This window comes from Paenibacillus sp. 276b (genome assembly GCF_900107875.1).
GTDB classification, from domain to species: Bacteria; Bacillota; Bacilli; order Paenibacillales; family Paenibacillaceae; genus Paenibacillus; species Paenibacillus marchantiae.
In genome coordinates this window covers 405,521-424,021 of the sequence record NZ_FNRR01000002.1, presented here as the reverse complement: position 1 = coordinate 424,021, position 18,501 = coordinate 405,521, and the positions used below count along the sequence as shown (strand labels likewise).

Genomic DNA, 18,501 nt, shown 5'->3' with positions numbered 1-18,501 from the left:
GCCAAGCATTGCGTGTACGCCAGCGCTTTGAACTAATGGTTCCTATTTAATACTAAGTTCAGCTCATACATAAGTTATTCGAAGTAGGCATTAGCATAGGATTCCGTGCCCAATGGGGACGGTACAAAATCCTTCAGGTTCGCTTTACCTGCCAGAATAGGAGTGGTGTGCACAAGTGGAATCCATGGAGCATCTTCCTTAATAATAACTTGCGCTTGCTTGTACAGTTCCGCACGTTTGTCCTGATCCGTTTCTTTCTGCGCACTCGTCAGCAACATATGCAATTCTTCGTTTACGTAGAAGCTGCGGTTGTTACCCGGGATTGCATCCTTATCCAGCAGCGTGTACAGGAAGTTATCCGGGTCACCGTTATCACCAGTCCAGCCGAGCATGTAAATGTCGTCTTTCTCCCCAGCTTTGGCATCATCCAAGTACGTCGCCCACTCCGGTGATTCGATGTTGACGGTCACTCCGATTTTCTCAAAATCGGCCTGGATCGCTTCGGCAACCTTCTTGCCGTCAGGCATATACGGCCGGGATACTGGCATTGCATAGAATGTTACCGGGTCAGGCAATCCGTCAGGGTAGCCAGCTTCGGCAAGCAACGCTTTTGCTTTTTCCAGATCGTAAGCATAGTCCTCAATACTGTCGTTATACCCCCACAGCGTTGGCGGCATCGGGTTCACCGCTGGCTGCGCTTGTCCGGCAAAGAAAGCATCGATAATGCCCTGTTTGTTTACCGCGTGGTTGAGCGCTTGTCTTACTTTCACGTTATCAAACGGTTTTTTCTTAAAGTTGAAGCCAATGTATGACACGTTAAATGGTGGACGCTCGATTTTTTGCAGCTCACTATTTCCCTCAAGGATGGACAGATCGTCCGGGTTCAGATCCTCCATGATATCAATCTCTCCGTTTTGCAGCGCATTGAAGCGAGCCGTATTATCCGGAATCGAACGCACGATCACTTTGTTCAGCTTCGGCAGTCCCTCTTTCCAATAATTCGGATTCTTCTCCAGGGTGATGGAGTCGTTCCGCTTCCACTCTTTGAATACAAACGGGCCTGTGCCTACTGGCTCGCTCTTGAAATTCTCCTTTTTCTCCTGAATCGCAGTTGGACTTGCAATGCCAAATGGCGTCATCGCAATGTTTTGCAGGAAAGGCGCTTGAGGCTGGTTCAGGGTGAACTCGACCGTTGTCTCGTCAATCGCCTTCACTTCCTTGATCACGCGTCCATCTTCCGGACCAAACATGGAATCATAATAGTCGAAGGAATCTCCCTCGAATTTATATTCACTGGCCGGATCACTCCATCGGTTGAAGTTGAACACCACAGCGTCTGCGTTGAAGTCGGTACCATCGTGGAATTTCACGCCGGACTTCAGCTTGAAGTCATACTTGAGTCCATCCGCCGAAATCTCCCAGCTTTCAGCCAGTGCAGGAACAACCTCAGTTCCACCTTCCTTGTAGTCCAGCAATGAGTCGAATACCTGATGTCCAATCTTCAGCGACTCCCCATCCGTAACGATTGCCGGGTCCAGCGCCACAGAATCTCCGCCGCGTCCCATAATCATTGTATCCTGTGCTGCCACTTCTGCTGGAGGCTCGCTACCTTCCGCCGGAACGGGGGAATTGCCTGTACCCTCGTTACTGGCGCTGGAGCAGCCCGATAGAATCAACACTGTGCTCATGGCCATTGCCATGACCCCGGATAACCACTTTTTTCTCATTCGCATACGTACAACACCCTTCCCTGTCTCATAATGTGTGTGATACTGGCGTGAAAAAACTCCAATGATTACAATCGATCGGTTTGGTGCTTTGTATCATATGAAAGGCTTTAGATGCCTTTGATACCTGGGATGGGTGTTTAGATAAGTTGAGGAGTATATATGAAATGTAAAAACGGATGTAACCGTACACATTTTGTAAGTTTTTTCGGATGATGTGACGAGTTGTAAATGCCTGTGGTTGTTGCGTAATAATTGAACTTAGGTCAATAAGCAACAGTAGAATGGTACGGACTTGGTGGCGGCTTAAAAGACTGATTTAGAGAGAACGGTAGTGTTGTTTGGTATGGAATTTGGTATGCAGTTTGGCTAAAGGCTTGGCTTAGGGTTTGACTGCGAGTTAAACGTCATGGCTAAAGTGTAATTGGCAACGTCTAATGATGGCGATTAGCCGGAACAGAAAGTTGGTAAACAGGACATTTAAGTGGTTTCTCAAGCAGGTTGGATTGGATTGTTTCAATACGTTGTGAGATTGATCTAGAGATGTTGGATTTTACAACAGGGAGACATTACAATAACTTTTCATGTTAAAGTCTTGTCATGATGAGGAGGTTTGTGTAAATAAACAGTGGTGAAAAACGATTTCGTGTAACTTACTTTACATCACATTCATCAATTAGACAAGAGATTTACGGACATAAGTCTTCAACTTTATTATATATGTCAATATCATTTACATAAAACACAAAAAAGGAACACTATTCGACAAAAAGTGTCGTGTGTCCCTTGTTGTGTTCCCTCTTTTAAAACCAGGTCCAACTTATATTTTTATGTTAGGTCAGCTTATTTTTTGAATAAACCTCTGCGGTACATGACCGTGATAAAACGGTAAAAATCATAACTCGCCCCACTATCGATGGTGAACAACGGATTTTTGGTGTCATATGCCAGTGCTGCGTCAACGGCCGCTTTTGCCCAGACTGGAACTTCCATCTGCTGGCGCGCCTGCAATTTATCGACCTGGGATTTCAACGCATCAAACGCTGCTTTCTCTTCGGCTGTCATCGGTTCGCCCCCTTTCGGTGGTTCGGTTGGATTCGTGGGATTGGTTGGTTCGGGTGGCTTTGGTGTTGCTGTTGCATATTTTGCTTTCAATTCCGCTGCCGATCCTTGGAACTCGTTCATATCCACATTGCCGCTGATCCCGTTCACCTTGCCCGAGTCCGTATACTGCCAGAACGTCCAACGTTTCCAGGCCGGCTGGTCTTCTGGTACACGTGTGTTGCTGTAACGCGCAATCCATAGATCGTATGAGTTCATCGAAGGTTCAAAATTGCCAGCAAATGAATTGCCCGTGTATATGATCGGTTTCACACCCGTGAGACGTTGCAATTCCGTTAAAAAAGCCTTGGCTACCGTGTTGATCTGAGCTTTGCTCAGGTTACCCGGATTGTTCTCGTAGTCCATAACAGGAGGTAATTGCAGCGCCTTGGCGCCTCCTACTTTTTGCAGTGTCGTGGCATAATGCGCCGCTTCAGCCTTGGCACCATCGCTAGTCGTTGCGCGAAAAAAATGGTACGTCCCTACCAGCATGCCCGCCGCCAGTGCGCCAGTCACATTGGTTTGGAAATTCGGATCCGTATACGTCTGCCCTTCGGTCGCCTTGATGAACACAAACGTCATACCGCTTGCCTTCACTTTGGCCCAATCGATCGCGCCCTGGTAACGGGAAACGTCTATGCCCTGCGTGTTGCCCGAGCTTCTTGTTTGCATGTTTCTCACACCCTTTATGCGGCAAATTGCCGTTTGTATCAGCATTTTGCATCATTCGATTCAAGCGCTCCCGGGTACAAGTATAGACAGATTAGATCATTCTGATCTATACATTGCTGATTGGAAGTCACTCTCTTGATTGATGCAAAATGCTCCTATAGTTAATGCTTGGGGATCGGGAGTTGCTTGTGTGCGTGTCCCTTGTTGTTGGTAAAAGGTAAGTCGTATGGCTATGGGTTATGTGGGTATTGCTATTTGGGTAAGATCAGGTGCTGCTTGGTCAGTCTGCTTCGTATTCTATGTCGGTGCTATCTAACTTCTATCGGTAGTCTATTGGGTTTCCATCAACTCACTAAGGAAAAATACCGAGTCGGTACGTTACCGTTCCAGATACGGATCGTTCTTCCGATCGTTGTTGTCTCCAAATTTTCTTGATTCATTTTCTTAAAGGTTAGCAATTCGGAGACAAAGGCGACCGCTATCGCTTCCTCAGAATCGATTCCGTCTCCTTTACTACTTGTATCCAATGGATCAGATTATCGATTCAAATATTTTCTCTCTCTTATTACAGGACATATTTGAATGAATAGTCTTTACTTCGTTTCATCTCTGTTCTGTTCAACATCCTTATCATCTGACTGTACAAAAGATTCTCTGTAATCAGGAGTATACTTGCCGGGAATCCCCCCGTCTCCTCCCTTACCCTTGAGCACTTCAATAGCCTGCCGGATCGCAGGCGGAATCGGCGCGCCTAATTTGCCCCCGTTTTCGATAATGGACAATAACTCATTTGCGATATAAAAAAAGGCAACCGCATCCCTGAACAAATGTCCGTCCCCCAGAACACCGTCCACCAGATGAGCCACCGATACCATTGCAAAAATAAATACCTTTCGCGCAATGCCGAACATCCCGACATTACTCTCCAACTTGCAAGTCATGCCTGCCGCCGCGATGCCTGTTAGGTAATCGAGGATGACGAACACGAGTAGTACGCCGAGCACAGCAGACCAGCCGCCAAAGAAGTAGGTTGCTGAGCTGGTTATTAGGGCGAGGAGCCATTTCCATAGGGTGTCCCATCGTTCCATGGTTTCACCTCCTTTGGTTTTTAAATACCAGCTGCTCCAGAGGGAATAATAAAAGCGCACCACTTGGGTACGCTCGTTAAATTCCTTCAGTTTTTTCTAAAATGTAATCCTCAATAACCTGGCGATAATCAGTATTGGTAATGTCATTAAGCAAGTATACTTGACTTGTCTTTGGGTTGAGTCCTTTATTCAATATTCTTGCTGCTGCAATACGTACCACGACTTCGTTCACCATCACAAAATCCCTCCTGTATTTTCATTGGCTAATAATAAAATTTGATCTTCCAATTCCCTCATTTTCTCTTCTGGAGTCAATTCGGGACAAATCCTTTTAATGACTGGCTTTTTGGTTTCTAGATCGACCTTCTCAATATAATAAATATTAAGATCGATCTCATCATACTTCAAATCAATGTGTTCTAGTTTTGTGATTTCTTTCCGCGGCGAACCATCACTTGGCATGAAAGAAAGTACAATCTCCCTGTCTTGATCATATATGATTCTCATACCTGTTTGCATTGTATTGTCACCTCCTTCCCGATACTCTATATGTTGGCACAAAAATAGCGCATCACTTGGCATAGAATTCCATATCTCATATCCCTCCATTAACTAAAGAATGATTGTCCCGTTAGTGATGCCCATACATTTCCCACTTCGGCATTTGTTCTCCTTGCTCTCACATAAATCCCTAGTGGCTGATTAAAATCTACTGACTTATCAATAGACCCAAATGTCCATACTGACCTAATCATTCTACTATTCGATACATCGTATTGAATATGTTGATATCTTTTATTTACTACATCCAAAACAATATTCAAGAAGTAAGCAGGAGCAGCATACTGATCAGGAAATTCATAACCGGAACTTGTAGACCCACCGATATTTTTCAATACCAGACCCGGAATAGTATAGACAGAATCCCAGTTTAGTCGACTATTATTATCACTAGAAACAAAACTAAAACTACGGAATCCGTTCGGTAAAGTCAACAACAATCTATCAACTGTTGTATTTAGTGGAGTATTAAAACCCGGCACACTATACAACGCCTGTTCTGTCGTTGCCGGAAATACATCCGTACCATCCAAACCGTAATTATCCAATGAGTAGTTATCTATACCTGGCATTACGTCACCTCTTTACCGCTGATAAAAAATGAAGTTGCGTTACCGGCTGATTGAACTTGGATAGTTTCACCTGCTAATATGATTTGATCCAAAAAAGGAATAGTAATCGTGTCAAATGTCCTTATCTTGTGACTATTTATGATCTTCGTCCCTCCTAGAAACATTGTAAAGTCTACTTCACCGCTTGCTGCTGTGTTGCAAATGGTGAGCGCTTTTAGAAAAGAGGTTGTATTCGCTGGAACGGTATACACTGTAGTAAGGGTTGTTGTTGCCTGACCTTTCGCAAATCGTTTTGATACTACTGCCATCTATAACGCCCCCCATAGATTTTCTTCTGGTGTTTGCAATACCCAAGGATGCCAAGAGTTATTATTTCTAATCCGCGTATAAGTGATTGACGGACTAATAAAAGTCGTAACCCTTTGTAATAAAAACGAAGAAGAATAAATAATAACCTCAATATAAAAAGAACCTTGAATTGGGCCGTTTGCAGTCACACTACTGAAATAAAATCCAGGGGTCAAATAGTCATTTAAATCCGAACTCCCCACCACCTTGACAATTCCATCATCCTGTGTGAGCTTGTACTTTTGCCATGGCTTATCGTCTACATATTTTTGAGCAGCTAATCTAGCATCATTGAGCGCCTTTTCAGTAGGTACAAGTTCTTCAGAGTCACCGTCAATCTTATTTGACAGTTGCACTTTACCTTTTACCGTAAGGGATGCATCCGGGATGTCCATCTCGCCCATCATTTGGCGTAATGTCTCCAAATCCTCCCGTGTCGCAACGCCTGCATCAATTTTTTCAAAAATCCCATTAATACTCTCCCGGGTAACGTTCTCGTTTCCTAAGGGCAGAGGCAATTTCAGTCGATTCGTTTCTTTTGGCATTACGCCCACACCTCCAGTTCATTCCACGTCAAGGACGCGGCGTCCAGTTCATCCCAGGTCACCTGTTTTTTATCCAAATCGTCCCAGATCAGATAGCGATACTCATACTCTACGGCCATGTGGGCCGGTTTTAGTTCATCAATCGCGCGTTTGAGATCGTCAATATTGGGCGGGATGCCCATCGTATCCACAAAGCTCACCGTAAAGCTCCACTCTTCCGGCTGAAAGGTTACATCTACTTTGCCTCCAGCGTACGCCTCAGCGACATTCGCAACCAATCTCCCTGAAAACTTTCCGGCGCCACGCAGCTTCGCTTCGACCACCGCACGCCGCTGATCCACAGGTTTGAGACGATCCGTCTCAATGCCAAGCTCCTGCTCCCAGAAATCCAAGCCCCACGTTGCCGTGCGGACAAAGAACTGATCCAATGTTTCATCTAGCGCCTGATACAGCAGGTCCATCTCGGTCCCTTTGGACTGCATATCCGCCTGTATCACGCGGGAAGTCTCATAATAGCTCGGCAAATACGAGAACAACTCCCGCCCTTTCTCACTCGTCAGTCCAACATGTACAGCAGAAGGTGCACTCATGACCTGCATCCTCCTTTCCTTCCACATCGATGCAAACCGCTTCGCTCAAATGCTCAGTTCCCGAGCCGCTTACCTCACGACCCAAGCACTCTTCTGGCCCACCACTTACTTCATTTCCAGCTGAACCAGATACCGTATAGTCAGAATATTCCCGATGTCCCACCTTACCGCTGCCTCCACATCCGCACTTCGCTTTCACCATCTTCACTGCGCTACTCATGCACATCCACCGTCCCCAGCACCGCAACCTGACTCGCTGTCATCTCGATATTCTGGTCGCTCACACCGTTTACGGTCAGCTCCGAATAGTCGATAATCGGCGGAATGTCGAGCAGGATCGCGGCAATTCGAGTGTAGCGTACAAGCGGATCGGAAAAAGCCAACTGTTTCAGATACGCAGTCACCCCATGTTCGATCAACGCTCGTACATCTGCCAACGTCGCATCACTCGCTAGCGTCAGCTTCACCTGGATGTTCATCGGCACTTCCTCTGCGGGCATCACGGTCACCACCGGACCAGCAGGAGCAACGCCTTCACCCTGTCCATCCTGCGTTGGGTCCACGTATTTCTGCACAGCCGCCACCAGATGGGTTCCCGCGGCACGTTTGTCCGTATCCAGCAGGTACAGTCCCACCGTGCCCGGCCCCTTCCATAGCGGTATGACACGAGTTGCACCAACACCTGGCACCTCACTGGCCCATTGCACATATTGCGCCTTGTTACCGCTGGTTCCCTGGTTGCGGACTTTGGCATAAAAGCGTTCCAGCAGCGCCATATCTGCCTCGATATCCGCACCACCTTTGATCACCTCAACGTTAGTTACAGAGGTAACGCCACTCACGGGTGTAGACAGCACGGTCACGGTGCCTGCAGGCACATTGCTTTCTTTTCCGGCAACGAGCGCTCGCACGCCAACACTACCCAGACCATCTTCTCCCAACTCCACACGACCAACCGTTTCATACTCGAGCGAAGCTTCACCGGAGATTTCATCCGCCAAAGTAGCCACAACTGTACCCGCAGGAATCACCTTGCCCGGCCTACCCACGAATCTAACCGTACCTTGTGCCGCCACCGCAGCCCGTCGCGTAAGCCCATGCTCCCCCGCTCGCAGATCGAGCTCCTCCGAACGAAAATTCGAATCACTGCTCGCCGCAGTGCTCGCAAAGCCGCGCCGCAGCAGTTCCTGCGCCCACAAAGCCGCCTCAGACAGCATAAACGCAACCGGAGCCTCCGCATCCCACAGAAAAGATCCTTCCGACTTGTCCAGATCCGCGGGCAGACGATCCAGCATACGCTGCATAATCTGTTCCTCCGTCTGGTCCTCCAAATAACGCGGAATCTCAGCCATCCCGTCAGATCACCTCACTTTCCAAAATAAACATCTCTTCCTGCACACTCGCCACCCGGCATGAGAACATGCATTGCTCCCGATTCCAATCAAACGTAAACTGGTCTACCGAATCCGTGCGTGGATCAGCCAGCAGCGTCTCCGTAACCATACGGGTTATCTCACTTTCGATTACGCCCCGACTGTCCCCCTGACCAACCAACTCATCCAGCTCCGAGCCATAGTTTCGAGAATAGATCACATGTCTGTACCTAGGCGTCTTGACCGCCTTGATGCACCACTGTACCCAAGCTTCATGCGCACCTGCCGCAGCTACCTTGCCACTTGGAGTCAGCACAAAATCCCCCGCATCGTAATCGAATCGCCAGCTCCGTCCAAATCGTACCTCTTCCGAAGCCACTCCTGACAGATCTTCCTCATCTCCCCATACCAAGCCCGTTTCCGGGAACAAACTAGGCATGCGCACTCACCACCTTACACAGCACCACAATGTCGTTACCGCCATTCACCCGCATCGCCAGCACACGGTCCCCAGCTTTTAATCCTTTACCAAGAGACCACACCGCTTCTTCCACTTCCTCTTCTTGCAAAAGAAACCTTCCCGTGCCGGTCGTTCCGCCATTTGCCACGTCAGGTATACCGGAAATCGCGCCAGCAGCCTCGCGTTCCGGCAGTCCAAGCGTGCCCGGCAGCTCGGCCACGAGATAGTCCTGCACTTCGTGCTTGAAATCATCCAGCTTCACGCCGGATGAAGTCATCGTACCCAACACCGCGCCAAGGCCACTCACAGCCTGACGGGTTTGTGTGCTCATCGCACCCCGCATGACCTCGGCAAAATGTCCGTACGGATCTTCTTTATTCAAGATAAACCCTCCTTTTCACCATCTCGACCGTGCCCAGCTCCAACGTCATCGTTCCAGGTCCGGCGGACAGATCACGGCTAACCGACATGATGATCAGTTTCAGCCCTTTAAGCAGCACCGCGTCTCCGGCACGAATCGTATTCACATCAGGTGCGGATATCGTAAAGGTCTCCTGAATACCCGTCAGACGGCTTTTCGCCAGCTTCTTGGCGGCAGTCGCCGTTTTGACCTGATCGTCTTCGATCAGCTTTTGCAGCGTGCCCAGCTCGGCTACACCAGCCTGCTCAATCGCGAGCACTTTGGAAGGAACCTCTTTGCCGCTGCTGGACTCCGAGGCTGCCATCACTTTAACTTTGGTGACCGCACCTTCGAGCGTACGCATCTGGGTCAGATCGATCAGCCGATCCAGCTCGTGTACCTTCGCATTGCTGCCCACCTTAAACAGCTGCAACCCGCCCGGCGTCATCCGCGGATGATACATATCCCCACCGGATTTCACCGTTTCCTTCAGATCGGCAAACATCATCGAAAAAATCGTCTGCGACCGATAAACCGCTTTGCTCAGCTTTGTTTTGGTATCCGGCAGCGCGGCGTATGGAATTTTCCATTCTTTAGCGTATGTTTTGAGTCGTTGCGTGGCAGTCTGGTCTTTCGGCAGCAGGAACTCGTCCTCTGATTTTTCCAGATAAATCATCCGGTCGTAGACGGTCAGGGACAGTCGCTTGGTACCGCTGTTGGAGCTTTCCACTTCCCAGATGACCGCAGGGTGCAGCAAGTGGACCATTGATTTTTCGCCAAAAGGAATCCCGCTGATCCGCACCGCCATACCCGGTGATATCGCAGGTAGACCCGAAGACGAAGACACCGCCAGCCGGATGTTGGCCTGATAGGCAATCTGGTCCAGCGAATCCTTCAACGTAATCGTCTCCACCAGCTTCGTGATGTCATATTTGTCGTCGACAATGACCTTGTAGGTCATGGCATCACCAGCTTTTGTCCTGGCTTGATCCTGTTCGGATCACTCCCGATGGTCTTCACATTGAGCTTATAAATCTCGTTCCACTTGGAACTGCTGCCCAGCTTAAGCTTTGCTATTTTGGACAGGGAATCGCCAGATTTGACGGTGTAGGTCTTACTGCTCGTTTTCAGATCCGTACGAGAACCTGACTTGCTCGCAGACGTTGCACCGCCAACCTTCTCCACTTTGGAATCCCGCCACGTTCGCAGCGTAATGTCAAAGTAAATATCCCCGCTCTCACCGCCTCGGAAGGTGGTATTGTGGGAGATCAGATACACGGGCACGTTCACCCCTGTGTTTGTAATGATGAAGCGCAGCGGCTTTTTCGATACCAGAAACGTATTCAGCATATTCATTGCTACACGCGGATCAGGCAAAGGCTCGTACATGCAATAGGATGCATCATATTCTTTGGGAAAAAAAGAAGAGAAGGTGATCTCCTTCACCTTCTCCCCCTGCGCAAAATCAAACTCGCCATACTCCAGCATATTAATCGTTTCGTATCCCTTGGATCGGGAGATCGTCAGTTCTTCCGGTTTCACCGGGAATTGAAACTTCGTTTTCCCATCGATCAAGGTAAATTCCATTTTGACACCTTCCACGTTATCTTTAAATACAGTCATGACAGGCCTCCTTTCTACTTAGGCCATAATCGTTTTTCGATTTTCCATCGCACGGCGCACTTCGCCTGCAAATCTCATTCCAACCTGATGTGAAATCGCATCGTAGTCGATGGCGTTCTCCCGGACAGTCACCTGCACTGCACCTTGTGGTACGTTTACGGATATCTGGTTGGTCGTCTCGGTTTTGAAATCCTTGAGGTAAGCGGACAGACTGCTCATCTGATCTTCGGATATTTGTACCGTCATCGTGGATGATTTGCCGTTGGCATTTCCAGCAGTTTGCGCTCCGTTACCTAGACCCATGGCTTGGGACTGCATCACGCTTGTTCCCATAAAACCAGCAGATGTAGACTGGCCGACCTTACTGTTCATATAAGCTGCTGGACCCGTCATTGTCAGTGCCGGTGGAATATAGGCAGGTGGCATCTGCGGACCTGTTGCTACTTGCGACGTTGAAACCACCATTGCTGCTGGGGATACGGGGACAGTGGATACGGGTACGACAGGCTTCTCTTCCTCTTTCTTGGAACCAAAACCGAAGAAACTGGATATGCCATTGAACATATCCTTTGATTTCTCCATAACAATATTCGTTCCCTGCACAGCAAGATTCGCCATTTTCGAAATACCCTCTGCATGGTTATTGATAAATCCACCTACCTTATCGCCAACCCAGCCACCTGCTTTCTCACCAAGCCAACCACCTAATGCACCTCCTGCAAAGGTTCCACCCACCGGAATTACACTGCCAAGGATGCTGCCAAGAGTTGTTCCTACTGCACTACCAGCAACAGAACCTAATGCACGCACTCGTTCCTCTGGAGGGGCGCTCGCAAGATCTTTAATATTGCTAAGCATACGAATCGGTGCAAATAACTTGCCTGCGCCCTTGGCTAACCCTCCACCCAGTTTACTCATTATTCCAGAGGCTCCACTACCTCCTGCTCCTCCACCACCAAATAGTCCTTTGACATCTCCCCACATTCCATCAATACCACCGATTAAATCCGATCCTGCGGACGAGAAATCATTGACAAAAGTGGCTCCGCGTTTCGTAACCTTCATCAATTTCTTTAACTTATTTCCTGGAGTGGATGGCCTTTTTATTTCTCTCAACAGCTTTTTCCCACTACTCCTGGCAGCGAATCCTTTCTGTACGCCAGAAGAAATCGATTTGCCTCGATCAAACATGCCCTTCATCTTTTGCAAAAAGGTTTTAGGTTTTTCTTCGGCTCCTGCTGCTCCCCCAATATTAATGGAATCCAGCTTGGTGCTCAGCATATTAATTGACTGCGTATTCATACTCAAAGCATCTATTAATGGCTGTGAATTCACATTAACGGACACACCTGAAATTTGGTGACTCACTTTGAGCTGCACATTAGCTGTAGCATTCAACATCTTAGATCGGATTTGCTTCATTTTTTTCAACAAACCATTTAATGCTGGAGTAGCACGGTCAGCCAAATCAACCGTTGGCGTGATCCGCAATCTACTCAATCGCATAGCCGTACTATAAATGCTCTCCAGCCTGCGCCCGGTTGTTCTCAGCTCATTGTTCACTTTAATCAGACTCTGATAGCGAACTCTGCCCAGACGTTCCGTTGAGCGCTGGATCTGATCCAGATATCGGATGGTCGTTCGCATTTCCGCATTGGATTTGGATAAACCCACAATCATTTCTGCCATTTCTTTCACCCCCTGTCCGATCTAATCATCGATTCATTTGCGAGGTGATCGCTGCCATTTCCTCTTCCGAGAAAGCAATCAACAGCGAGCGCTCCCCGCGTGGCAAAGACCAGAATTCTCCGGGCCGTAGATGATGACGAACCCACATGTGATAAAGGAACGTGGTCATCCCGCCGGAGTGAATTAGTTTTTTAGGTCTTCAATCTCCACACCGAAGCCGGACAGCTCAAGTACCTTGTCGCCAACGGCATCCAGCTCACCCGCAAGCAGCATACGGCGAACCGCTTGTTCCCCACCGGACAGCTTCATGCGACCAGTGATGCGGTTGTCTCCCCAACCGGACAGTTCGAGTCCGCGCACATTCATTTTCACAGTAGCTTCGGAAATCAGTAGCGCGTTAAATGTTTCGGTATCCACCTTTTCATCAGTGCGGCCTTTGACCGTTTTGCGAATCGTACAGCGTTCGCGGATCTGATCCACTTTGGAGGATGTCAATCCACGCAGAGTCAGCAACAGATCCAAACGTTGAATCCGTACATTCTCTTCCGGCAAACGCTCTGCTGCTTCAAACAACTGATCCAAAATTTGTTCTTCCGACATATTCTCATTCATACTCATTGGTTGTGGTCTCCTTCTTAGCTACATAGTTTCAATTTAGAATAAAAGCAGCCCTGGCTAGGGCTGCTTAATAATAACTCTCCAAACACACATAACTATTCAACAATAATCTGGTTATTGGCATAAACAATGGTACCAAAAGTTCCAGGGGACGGAATCTTTTTAATAACTTCTTGTTCTCCCTTAACCGTATTTCCAATCATCAACTTCCTTGCCGGACCAGTAATCGTATTATTTTGAATAGTAATATTATTCATTACATCCGAAGATAACTTAGTTTGCATCGTGATCGCTGGCAAGAAAGACGATTTGGGAGCTGGTGTCATATCCCAATCAAGAATGGTATTGTTATCAATCCTAATATTATTGCGGCTGAAAAATAATTTGATAGCTTCTAAATAGGAGGAATGAATAGAGTTTCCTTCAATCACCGAGTTAGTTTGAGGAAACAATCCCTCTTTAGAAGGAGTTGTGAAATGAGGATAATAACCAGAATACCTCATGGTATTGTTGTATGCATAAAAGTTTCCTTCTATGAAATTCTCTCCACAATATTCAATGATGCAGTTAGAGATCTTAACGTCAGCGGCAGTCCCCTGTGGATTACGAACAAATATCCCATTCGTAGCATCTCCTTTTGGAGTCTGGTTTAACTCTCCTGTTCTTCTGATTGAACATTCCGTAATCTCCATGTTACGCACAGAATCTGCAGCCGAACCCGAATCGGAACCATACGTTTGAATTCCACGATAAGCCGTATCCTCAATGATACAATTGGTAATCTTGATATCACTTGAACTTCGTACCGTAATGGCGGATTGCCCCCAAATTTTATGCATTTCACAATTCTCGATAAATACCGTAGAAGCATTCTGAACATAAACGGCATTACCCTGAACAACAATATTGGTAATGTTTCTACCTATATTTTCGAAATTGCAGTCTGTGATACTAACATTTTGATGACTTTTGTTTTCAAAATAAATAGCTGTTTCCATGATATCTATAAAGTCACAGTGATGAACACTTACATTCATGGTATTATGCAGTTGAATGGCCCGAACTTGCTTTTCACTCCTGAACTTAAGGTCATTGAGAATGATATTGGAGCCTTCAATTTGCAAAGGAGCTTCAAGCATTAGAATCGCTCCATTCCCAAGAATATTCTTAGGCTTTGTGATTTTAAGTGTGTATTTAAGCAGATACGTGCCAGAAGGAATCATCACATCTACCTCATTACTTTCCATCAGCTTATCAAATGCTTTGGTCCAGTCCCATTGGGAAACAGGCAAACTTTTATCGGGTACCAAATTTTCAAAATCTTTAATGGATAACATATCAATCGTCTCCTTGGTAATAAAGATTTATATTCCTATGATGTAGTATGCACTGCTGAGAAAAGTAGTTTTGGAGCCTATATCATAACAACTAGATATCATATGAAAACAAAAGTTTCTACGGAGATACTTAGATACTTACAGAAGCAGACTCTGAAAAATCTTAGTTCGCTACAATCGGGTTCAACAATTCGAACCCTTCAAATGTAAAACTTGTTTCCTCCGGTACTTCCTCACCCGCAGTCCAGTTGGCAAGCTGGATTTTGTCCACCATGCAACCTTTCAACAGGACACTCTCATGTCCGTAGGATTCTGGATCGTCCACCTTCGAGATAATTTGGAACTTGGTGAAGCCGCGCTGGATCATGTCCGAAGTGACTTTGTAACCCGTCATCGTGCCTGTTCCTTTTTTTGCACCATTCTTGTGTACTTTCCAATCGTTGCCGACCAGATTCAGCTCACGCTTCTCAATTTCGACGCTGGCCTCCAGCTTATTAATATTCGTCTGCCACACACCATCGATATGCAGCTGACCATGGGTACCGAGAATTACTCTTGACGCATCCAACATAACAATTCCTCCTTGAAATGGTTGGCTGATCATTGTTACACGGTATAACTTCGCGGGCAGAATAATCTTCCGATCGCTGTTATCCCCAGATTTTTTCTGCCCTCTCCGTTATCGTGTAAAACACCAGCTCAAATAATTTTAATCAATTTAATAACCGATCTTCTCTACACTACTTATTGCACGTAAAACGTTCCAAACAACTGCTCCATCACATCCGTCAGCTTCACATTCCATTGCAGGAATACCTGGTCCGCCTCAGGCTTGAGAATTGGTGCAGCACCATAATAAGCCGGGTCGAGAACGACATCGTATCCCTCAGCTTCAATGACATTGCTCTGTGCGAGCAGCGCCAAATAGGCTTTCATCGCACCGATCAGCGCCTGACGTCCTTCTTCCGTATTGTTTACTTTGCCGATATACGTATCTTCAGCAGAGCGCTGCAAATCCGTATTAATTGCATCCATGACACGAATGGAACGGATTTTTTTCCAGGCATTATTCTGTCCTGCAGCAGGGGTCACGAGTGTATTCACTCCGCGAAGCGCCTTCACCTGACGTCCATCATGGAAGAAAATAAATACGCCATTCTGTACCGCCTGCTCCTGTTCTGCACGAGTCCAGCGACGAGTCACGTCATCGAACGGAGAAGGAGCGTATGTTGTGGATTCATTCAGACGTTGTCCGGCAATCAGACCCGCAACATAAGCAGACGTTTCCGCCGAGCTGTAGAACGCATCTCCCAGACGCACACCCGTACCAACATTAATCACACCCTCATGATTCAACGTAAGTGAACGTGCTGCTGCCTTCTGTGCTGCAGTCGTAGAGGTGTCGTCTGCCGTAGTACCACCGAATACAGCCATCACGGGTTTACCCTCATTGCGTACACGTTTCACCCAAGCTGCAAAACTCGCCAGCAAAGGTGCATCCGCCGCATGATCCAGTGCCAAAACGTCAAATTGCTCTCCTTCCAGCGCGCCCTGCACGGCGATATACTCCGCATTGGTCAGTCCATCGTTGCCACTTGCACCACCTTTAAAAGCCGCTCCCACAACGGTTGCAACAACACCTGTACCATCGCCAATCGCCTGAGCGTTAATCCAAATGTTGCTTTCATCCGCGTTGATCTCTTTCGCCAGTGACGCTGCCGAAATATCCGCAGTCAGCAGTGCATATAGCATCCGGTTGCCTTCAAACAAGCGCACTTCATGCTTCGTATTATCAATTACACCCGGTTGAATGGTGACGTAGAACCCGTTACCCCGGTCACCCGGATACTTGGCGTCCAGTTGCAGAACGGCTGTATCACTGCTGTCTTTCAGCGTAAGCGTGGCTGCTTTCGCCGTCTCTCCGGCTACCCGATAAGCGAGCAGCTTTTTCGGTCCACCCAACAGAGCGAGCTTCAAGGATGTATAAGCTGTTCCGTTATCCAAGGCATGTGCCGAGAAAATACGCTCAATTGCAGCTTCACTGCCAACTTCTACAAAAGTACCCACCGGACCCCAGTTTGCCTTGATCGGCACAACCACCGTTCCCCGATTACCAGCCTGAATGGCCGAAGACGCTGCCGCCTGAAAATTCATATATAAGCCCGGAAGTACCGGACGATTCGTTTGCTCCCAAGTTCCGCCTGCCATTATCCCTTCACCTTCGCTTTCATAAATTGGTTGATGCGTTCCTTCGCTTCCGCAATGGAAAACGTCTCTTGCGCTACTTCGTACAGCGCACCATACAGCACCTCTGCCTTAACGGCAAAGAGGGCTTCGGCATGATTCATCAGCTCGGCCCGCGTGTATTGCGGGGCAGCCTGTTTATTTTTTTTCACTGAGCTTGCCATGGCCATCTCACCTCATTGTTTGACTACTGAATTCGTTGAACCTGATCTTTGCACCATAATTTTGACCTATGAATTTTTGTCCCTATGAACCTACGAAACTATGAACCTATGAATTTGAAGCTAAAGTATGATATTGAATTTCTCATCTGGAACCCCATCTAGAGTCCCTCTCGACTAGCGCTTACTCTATCCCTTTGCTATGGTGAATCTCACGGATTAATGGCACATCCGTACCCGGACGGCGAATACGCTGCTGCAACGTCAGACGAATCTGCCCGTTCAAGTAAGCGTCTGCCTGCAAGTCGGCAGAAACTTCATCCACCGTCACATATCGCGTACCGTCTGTATCCGTCAAAGCAATACGGGGTTGCACAGCCAGTTGTTCAACCAGATGTGTGACCGTTTGACGGACATCTCCCACATTCGCAGCCAGCACATGCCCAATCCATTGCTTACGAATCTCCAGCGCAGAAGTCCCTGCAGTGGTTGTACTGCATCCCGTCAATCGCCACAGTATAGACTTGGACCTATAACCCCCAGGCCAGGCATCCCCATATACGGACCATTCCTGTCCAAGCTGAGTTCGTGTCCAGCCCTGAAGTGCAGCCATCCACGAATCTGTGGTTTCAGCCTGAGCATATTCCACCGTTTCCGGAACATACACCCCAAATCGCAGGCTGCGCGTAACCAGTCCAGAACTGGCATCCACACGATCACAATCTGAAGAACCCAGATAAATACAGGTAAATGCCCCGCCTTCTTCATCCTCCAGCCTGACCTGATGCAGTCCTTCCATCAGCGCTGCTGACCATACTTCTACTTGTTCAGCACCTCCATCTTCGGGGCGTGCATATGGAGAGATTTTGATGATCCTCCTATACCCAGCCCAAGCAGACTTCGGTACTTCTTCTGCAAAAGCAATCACGGCACAGGGTCCGGCTAACACCTCTCCCGGTGCAGGGATGTCCTTTACTCGGCCATTCCATGCCGGAACAAGAGCCTCCAGCTTCTGCTTCAGCGTTCGTCTGATGACGTTACTCGCTTTCCCTGTGCTGTCCGTGTTGTTTAAGTCACTACTCATAGACACATTTATTTCGCCCCCTTCAGCTGCAAGTTTCGATCTGCCCGCATTGTGCAGCGACAATGTGGCAGCAACGAACTCCCCCCCCTTTAACCGATCTGCTAATGGAAAAAGGAAATCATCGTCAGTACGTCTCTGTGCTAACGGTTCTCCACCGGCGCCAAAGCTGGACACCATTCACCGCAACAAAAAAGACCAGCCCCTTGTGGCCGATCTGTACATTAGCGTATGTGCTTTCGGTGTGTGTCCTTTGCTATTGATCCGATAATATAATCTTACACCCTTTCATTCCTAGCGCGGATGGTCAT

General features: G+C 47.7%; 24 protein-coding genes. All 24 read right to left on the bottom strand.

Features of this window, described 5'->3' with window-relative positions:
* Positions 1–74: 74 nt before the first annotated feature.
* Positions 75–1,733 (bottom strand): ABC transporter substrate-binding protein, encoded by a 1,659-nt coding sequence (locus BLV50_RS12705; protein WP_371129246.1) that lies wholly within the window; start codon positions 1,731–1,733, stop codon positions 75–77.
* Positions 1,734–2,570: 837 nt separating this feature from the next.
* Positions 2,571–3,500, bottom strand: a complete 930-nt coding sequence (locus BLV50_RS12700) for a glycoside hydrolase family 25 protein (RefSeq protein WP_090808030.1) — start codon at positions 3,498–3,500, stop codon at positions 2,571–2,573.
* Positions 3,501–3,844: 344 nt separating this feature from the next.
* On the bottom strand, positions 3,845–4,027 hold the full coding sequence (locus tag BLV50_RS33085) for a hypothetical protein (RefSeq protein ID WP_218135392.1): 183 nt from the start codon (positions 4,025–4,027) through the stop codon (positions 3,845–3,847).
* 66 nt (positions 4,028–4,093) lie between these two features.
* Complete coding sequence (locus BLV50_RS12695) at positions 4,094–4,588, bottom strand: phage holin family protein (protein ID WP_090808028.1); 495 nt, start codon at positions 4,586–4,588, stop codon at positions 4,094–4,096.
* Positions 4,589–4,664: 76 nt separating this feature from the next.
* Positions 4,665–4,823, bottom strand: coding sequence for a hypothetical protein (locus BLV50_RS32755; protein ID WP_090808026.1), 159 nt, complete (start codon positions 4,821–4,823; stop codon positions 4,665–4,667).
* Positions 4,823–5,107, bottom strand: a complete 285-nt coding sequence (locus tag BLV50_RS12685; RefSeq protein WP_090808024.1) for a hypothetical protein — start codon at positions 5,105–5,107, stop codon at positions 4,823–4,825. Before BLV50_RS12685 ends, BLV50_RS32755 begins: the two co-directional genes overlap by 1 nt.
* Before the next feature lie 89 nt (positions 5,108–5,196).
* Positions 5,197–5,721: a hypothetical protein gene (locus BLV50_RS12680; RefSeq protein ID WP_090808022.1), complete on the bottom strand. Its 525-nt coding sequence runs from the start codon at positions 5,719–5,721 to the stop codon at positions 5,197–5,199.
* Positions 5,721–6,029, bottom strand: a complete 309-nt coding sequence (locus BLV50_RS12675; protein WP_090808019.1) for a hypothetical protein — start codon at positions 6,027–6,029, stop codon at positions 5,721–5,723. The genes BLV50_RS12680 and BLV50_RS12675 overlap by 1 nt, the downstream gene beginning before the upstream one ends.
* A complete protein-coding gene (locus tag BLV50_RS12670) occupies positions 6,030–6,614 on the bottom strand; it encodes a pyocin knob domain-containing protein (RefSeq protein WP_090808017.1) in 585 nt (194 codons plus the stop codon).
* Positions 6,614–7,204: a YmfQ family protein gene (locus tag BLV50_RS12665; RefSeq protein ID WP_090808015.1), complete on the bottom strand. Its 591-nt coding sequence runs from the start codon at positions 7,202–7,204 to the stop codon at positions 6,614–6,616. The genes BLV50_RS12670 and BLV50_RS12665 overlap by 1 nt, the downstream gene beginning before the upstream one ends.
* Positions 7,164–7,424: a hypothetical protein gene (locus BLV50_RS32465; RefSeq protein ID WP_143038118.1), complete on the bottom strand. Its 261-nt coding sequence runs from the start codon at positions 7,422–7,424 to the stop codon at positions 7,164–7,166. Before BLV50_RS32465 ends, BLV50_RS12665 begins: the two co-directional genes overlap by 41 nt.
* A complete protein-coding gene (locus BLV50_RS12660) occupies positions 7,417–8,556 on the bottom strand; it encodes a baseplate J/gp47 family protein (protein ID WP_063564544.1) in 1,140 nt (379 codons plus the stop codon). The genes BLV50_RS32465 and BLV50_RS12660 overlap by 8 nt, the downstream gene beginning before the upstream one ends.
* Before the next feature lie 4 nt (positions 8,557–8,560).
* Positions 8,561–9,016: a DUF2634 domain-containing protein gene (locus tag BLV50_RS12655; RefSeq protein WP_090808013.1), complete on the bottom strand. Its 456-nt coding sequence runs from the start codon at positions 9,014–9,016 to the stop codon at positions 8,561–8,563.
* Complete coding sequence (locus BLV50_RS12650) at positions 9,009–9,419, bottom strand: hypothetical protein (protein WP_090808011.1); 411 nt, start codon at positions 9,417–9,419, stop codon at positions 9,009–9,011. Before BLV50_RS12650 ends, BLV50_RS12655 begins: the two co-directional genes overlap by 8 nt.
* Positions 9,412–10,398 (bottom strand): XkdQ/YqbQ family protein, encoded by a 987-nt coding sequence (locus BLV50_RS12645; protein ID WP_090808010.1) that lies wholly within the window; start codon positions 10,396–10,398, stop codon positions 9,412–9,414. The genes BLV50_RS12650 and BLV50_RS12645 overlap by 8 nt, the downstream gene beginning before the upstream one ends.
* A complete protein-coding gene (locus BLV50_RS12640; RefSeq protein ID WP_090808787.1) occupies positions 10,395–11,024 on the bottom strand; it encodes a LysM peptidoglycan-binding domain-containing protein in 630 nt (209 codons plus the stop codon). The genes BLV50_RS12645 and BLV50_RS12640 overlap by 4 nt, the downstream gene beginning before the upstream one ends.
* Positions 11,025–11,078: 54 nt before the next feature.
* Positions 11,079–12,749 carry a hypothetical protein gene (locus BLV50_RS12635; protein ID WP_090808008.1) on the bottom strand — a complete coding sequence of 557 codons (1,671 nt, stop codon included), beginning with the start codon at positions 12,747–12,749 and terminating at the stop codon, positions 11,079–11,081.
* A gap of 25 nt (positions 12,750–12,774) precedes the next feature.
* The gene (locus BLV50_RS33435) at positions 12,775–12,897 is read right to left on the bottom strand and encodes a hypothetical protein (protein WP_256337973.1); all 123 of its coding nucleotides are present in this window, start codon (positions 12,895–12,897) and stop codon (positions 12,775–12,777) included.
* 35 nt (positions 12,898–12,932) lie between these two features.
* On the bottom strand, positions 12,933–13,367 hold the full coding sequence (locus BLV50_RS12630) for a phage tail assembly chaperone (RefSeq protein ID WP_090808006.1): 435 nt from the start codon (positions 13,365–13,367) through the stop codon (positions 12,933–12,935).
* Between the two features lie 95 nt (positions 13,368–13,462).
* Entirely contained in the window at positions 13,463–14,704 is a 1,242-nt protein-coding gene (locus BLV50_RS12625; protein ID WP_090808003.1) for a right-handed parallel beta-helix repeat-containing protein, read from the bottom strand.
* A gap of 163 nt (positions 14,705–14,867) precedes the next feature.
* Complete coding sequence (locus tag BLV50_RS12620) at positions 14,868–15,275, bottom strand: phage tail tube protein (protein WP_064640174.1); 408 nt, start codon at positions 15,273–15,275, stop codon at positions 14,868–14,870.
* Positions 15,276–15,448: 173 nt separating this feature from the next.
* Positions 15,449–16,912: a phage tail sheath family protein gene (locus tag BLV50_RS12615; protein ID WP_090808001.1), complete on the bottom strand. Its 1,464-nt coding sequence runs from the start codon at positions 16,910–16,912 to the stop codon at positions 15,449–15,451.
* Entirely contained in the window at positions 16,912–17,112 is a 201-nt protein-coding gene (locus tag BLV50_RS12610; RefSeq protein ID WP_090807999.1) for a YqzN/YkzM domain-containing protein, read from the bottom strand. The genes BLV50_RS12615 and BLV50_RS12610 overlap by 1 nt, the downstream gene beginning before the upstream one ends.
* A gap of 181 nt (positions 17,113–17,293) precedes the next feature.
* A complete protein-coding gene (locus BLV50_RS12605) occupies positions 17,294–18,199 on the bottom strand; it encodes a hypothetical protein (protein WP_143038117.1) in 906 nt (301 codons plus the stop codon).
* Between the last annotated feature and the right edge of the window lie 302 nt (positions 18,200–18,501).

Coding starts and splice junctions, on each gene's coding strand:
- BLV50_RS12700 (WP_090808030.1), bottom strand. CDS start 3,500: ATGCAAACAAGAAGCTCGGGCAACACGCAGGGCATAGACGTTTCCCGT.
- BLV50_RS12675 (WP_090808019.1), bottom strand. CDS start 6,029: ATGGCAGTAGTATCAAAACGATTTGCGAAAGGTCAGGCAACAACAACC.
- BLV50_RS12645 (WP_090808010.1), bottom strand. CDS start 10,398: ATGACCTACAAGGTCATTGTCGACGACAAATATGACATCACGAAGCTG.
- BLV50_RS12695 (WP_090808028.1), bottom strand. CDS start 4,588: ATGGAACGATGGGACACCCTATGGAAATGGCTCCTCGCCCTAATAACC.
- BLV50_RS12635 (WP_090808008.1), bottom strand. CDS start 12,749: ATGGCAGAAATGATTGTGGGTTTATCCAAATCCAATGCGGAAATGCGA.
- BLV50_RS33435 (WP_256337973.1), bottom strand. CDS start 12,897: ATGTGGGTTCGTCATCATCTACGGCCCGGAGAATTCTGGTCTTTGCCA.
- BLV50_RS12625 (WP_090808003.1), bottom strand. CDS start 14,704: ATGTTATCCATTAAAGATTTTGAAAATTTGGTACCCGATAAAAGTTTG.
- BLV50_RS32465 (WP_143038118.1), bottom strand. CDS start 7,424: ATGAGTAGCGCAGTGAAGATGGTGAAAGCGAAGTGCGGATGTGGAGGC.
- BLV50_RS12680 (WP_090808022.1), bottom strand. CDS start 5,721: ATGCCAGGTATAGATAACTACTCATTGGATAATTACGGTTTGGATGGT.
- BLV50_RS12655 (WP_090808013.1), bottom strand. CDS start 9,016: ATGCCTAGTTTGTTCCCGGAAACGGGCTTGGTATGGGGAGATGAGGAA.
- BLV50_RS12705 (WP_371129246.1), bottom strand. CDS start 1,733: ATGCGAATGAGAAAAAAGTGGTTATCCGGGGTCATGGCAATGGCCATG.
- BLV50_RS12615 (WP_090808001.1), bottom strand. CDS start 16,912: ATGGCAGGCGGAACTTGGGAGCAAACGAATCGTCCGGTACTTCCGGGC.
- BLV50_RS12620 (WP_064640174.1), bottom strand. CDS start 15,275: ATGTTGGATGCGTCAAGAGTAATTCTCGGTACCCATGGTCAGCTGCAT.
- BLV50_RS12610 (WP_090807999.1), bottom strand. CDS start 17,112: ATGGCAAGCTCAGTGAAAAAAAATAAACAGGCTGCCCCGCAATACACG.
- BLV50_RS32755 (WP_090808026.1), bottom strand. CDS start 4,823: ATGGTGAACGAAGTCGTGGTACGTATTGCAGCAGCAAGAATATTGAAT.
- BLV50_RS12685 (WP_090808024.1), bottom strand. CDS start 5,107: ATGCAAACAGGTATGAGAATCATATATGATCAAGACAGGGAGATTGTA.
- BLV50_RS12640 (WP_090808787.1), bottom strand. CDS start 11,024: ATGGAATTTACCTTGATCGATGGGAAAACGAAGTTTCAATTCCCGGTG.
- BLV50_RS12660 (WP_063564544.1), bottom strand. CDS start 8,556: ATGGCTGAGATTCCGCGTTATTTGGAGGACCAGACGGAGGAACAGATT.
- BLV50_RS12665 (WP_090808015.1), bottom strand. CDS start 7,204: ATGAGTGCACCTTCTGCTGTACATGTTGGACTGACGAGTGAGAAAGGG.
- BLV50_RS12630 (WP_090808006.1), bottom strand. CDS start 13,367: ATGAGTATGAATGAGAATATGTCGGAAGAACAAATTTTGGATCAGTTG.
- BLV50_RS12670 (WP_090808017.1), bottom strand. CDS start 6,614: ATGCCAAAAGAAACGAATCGACTGAAATTGCCTCTGCCCTTAGGAAAC.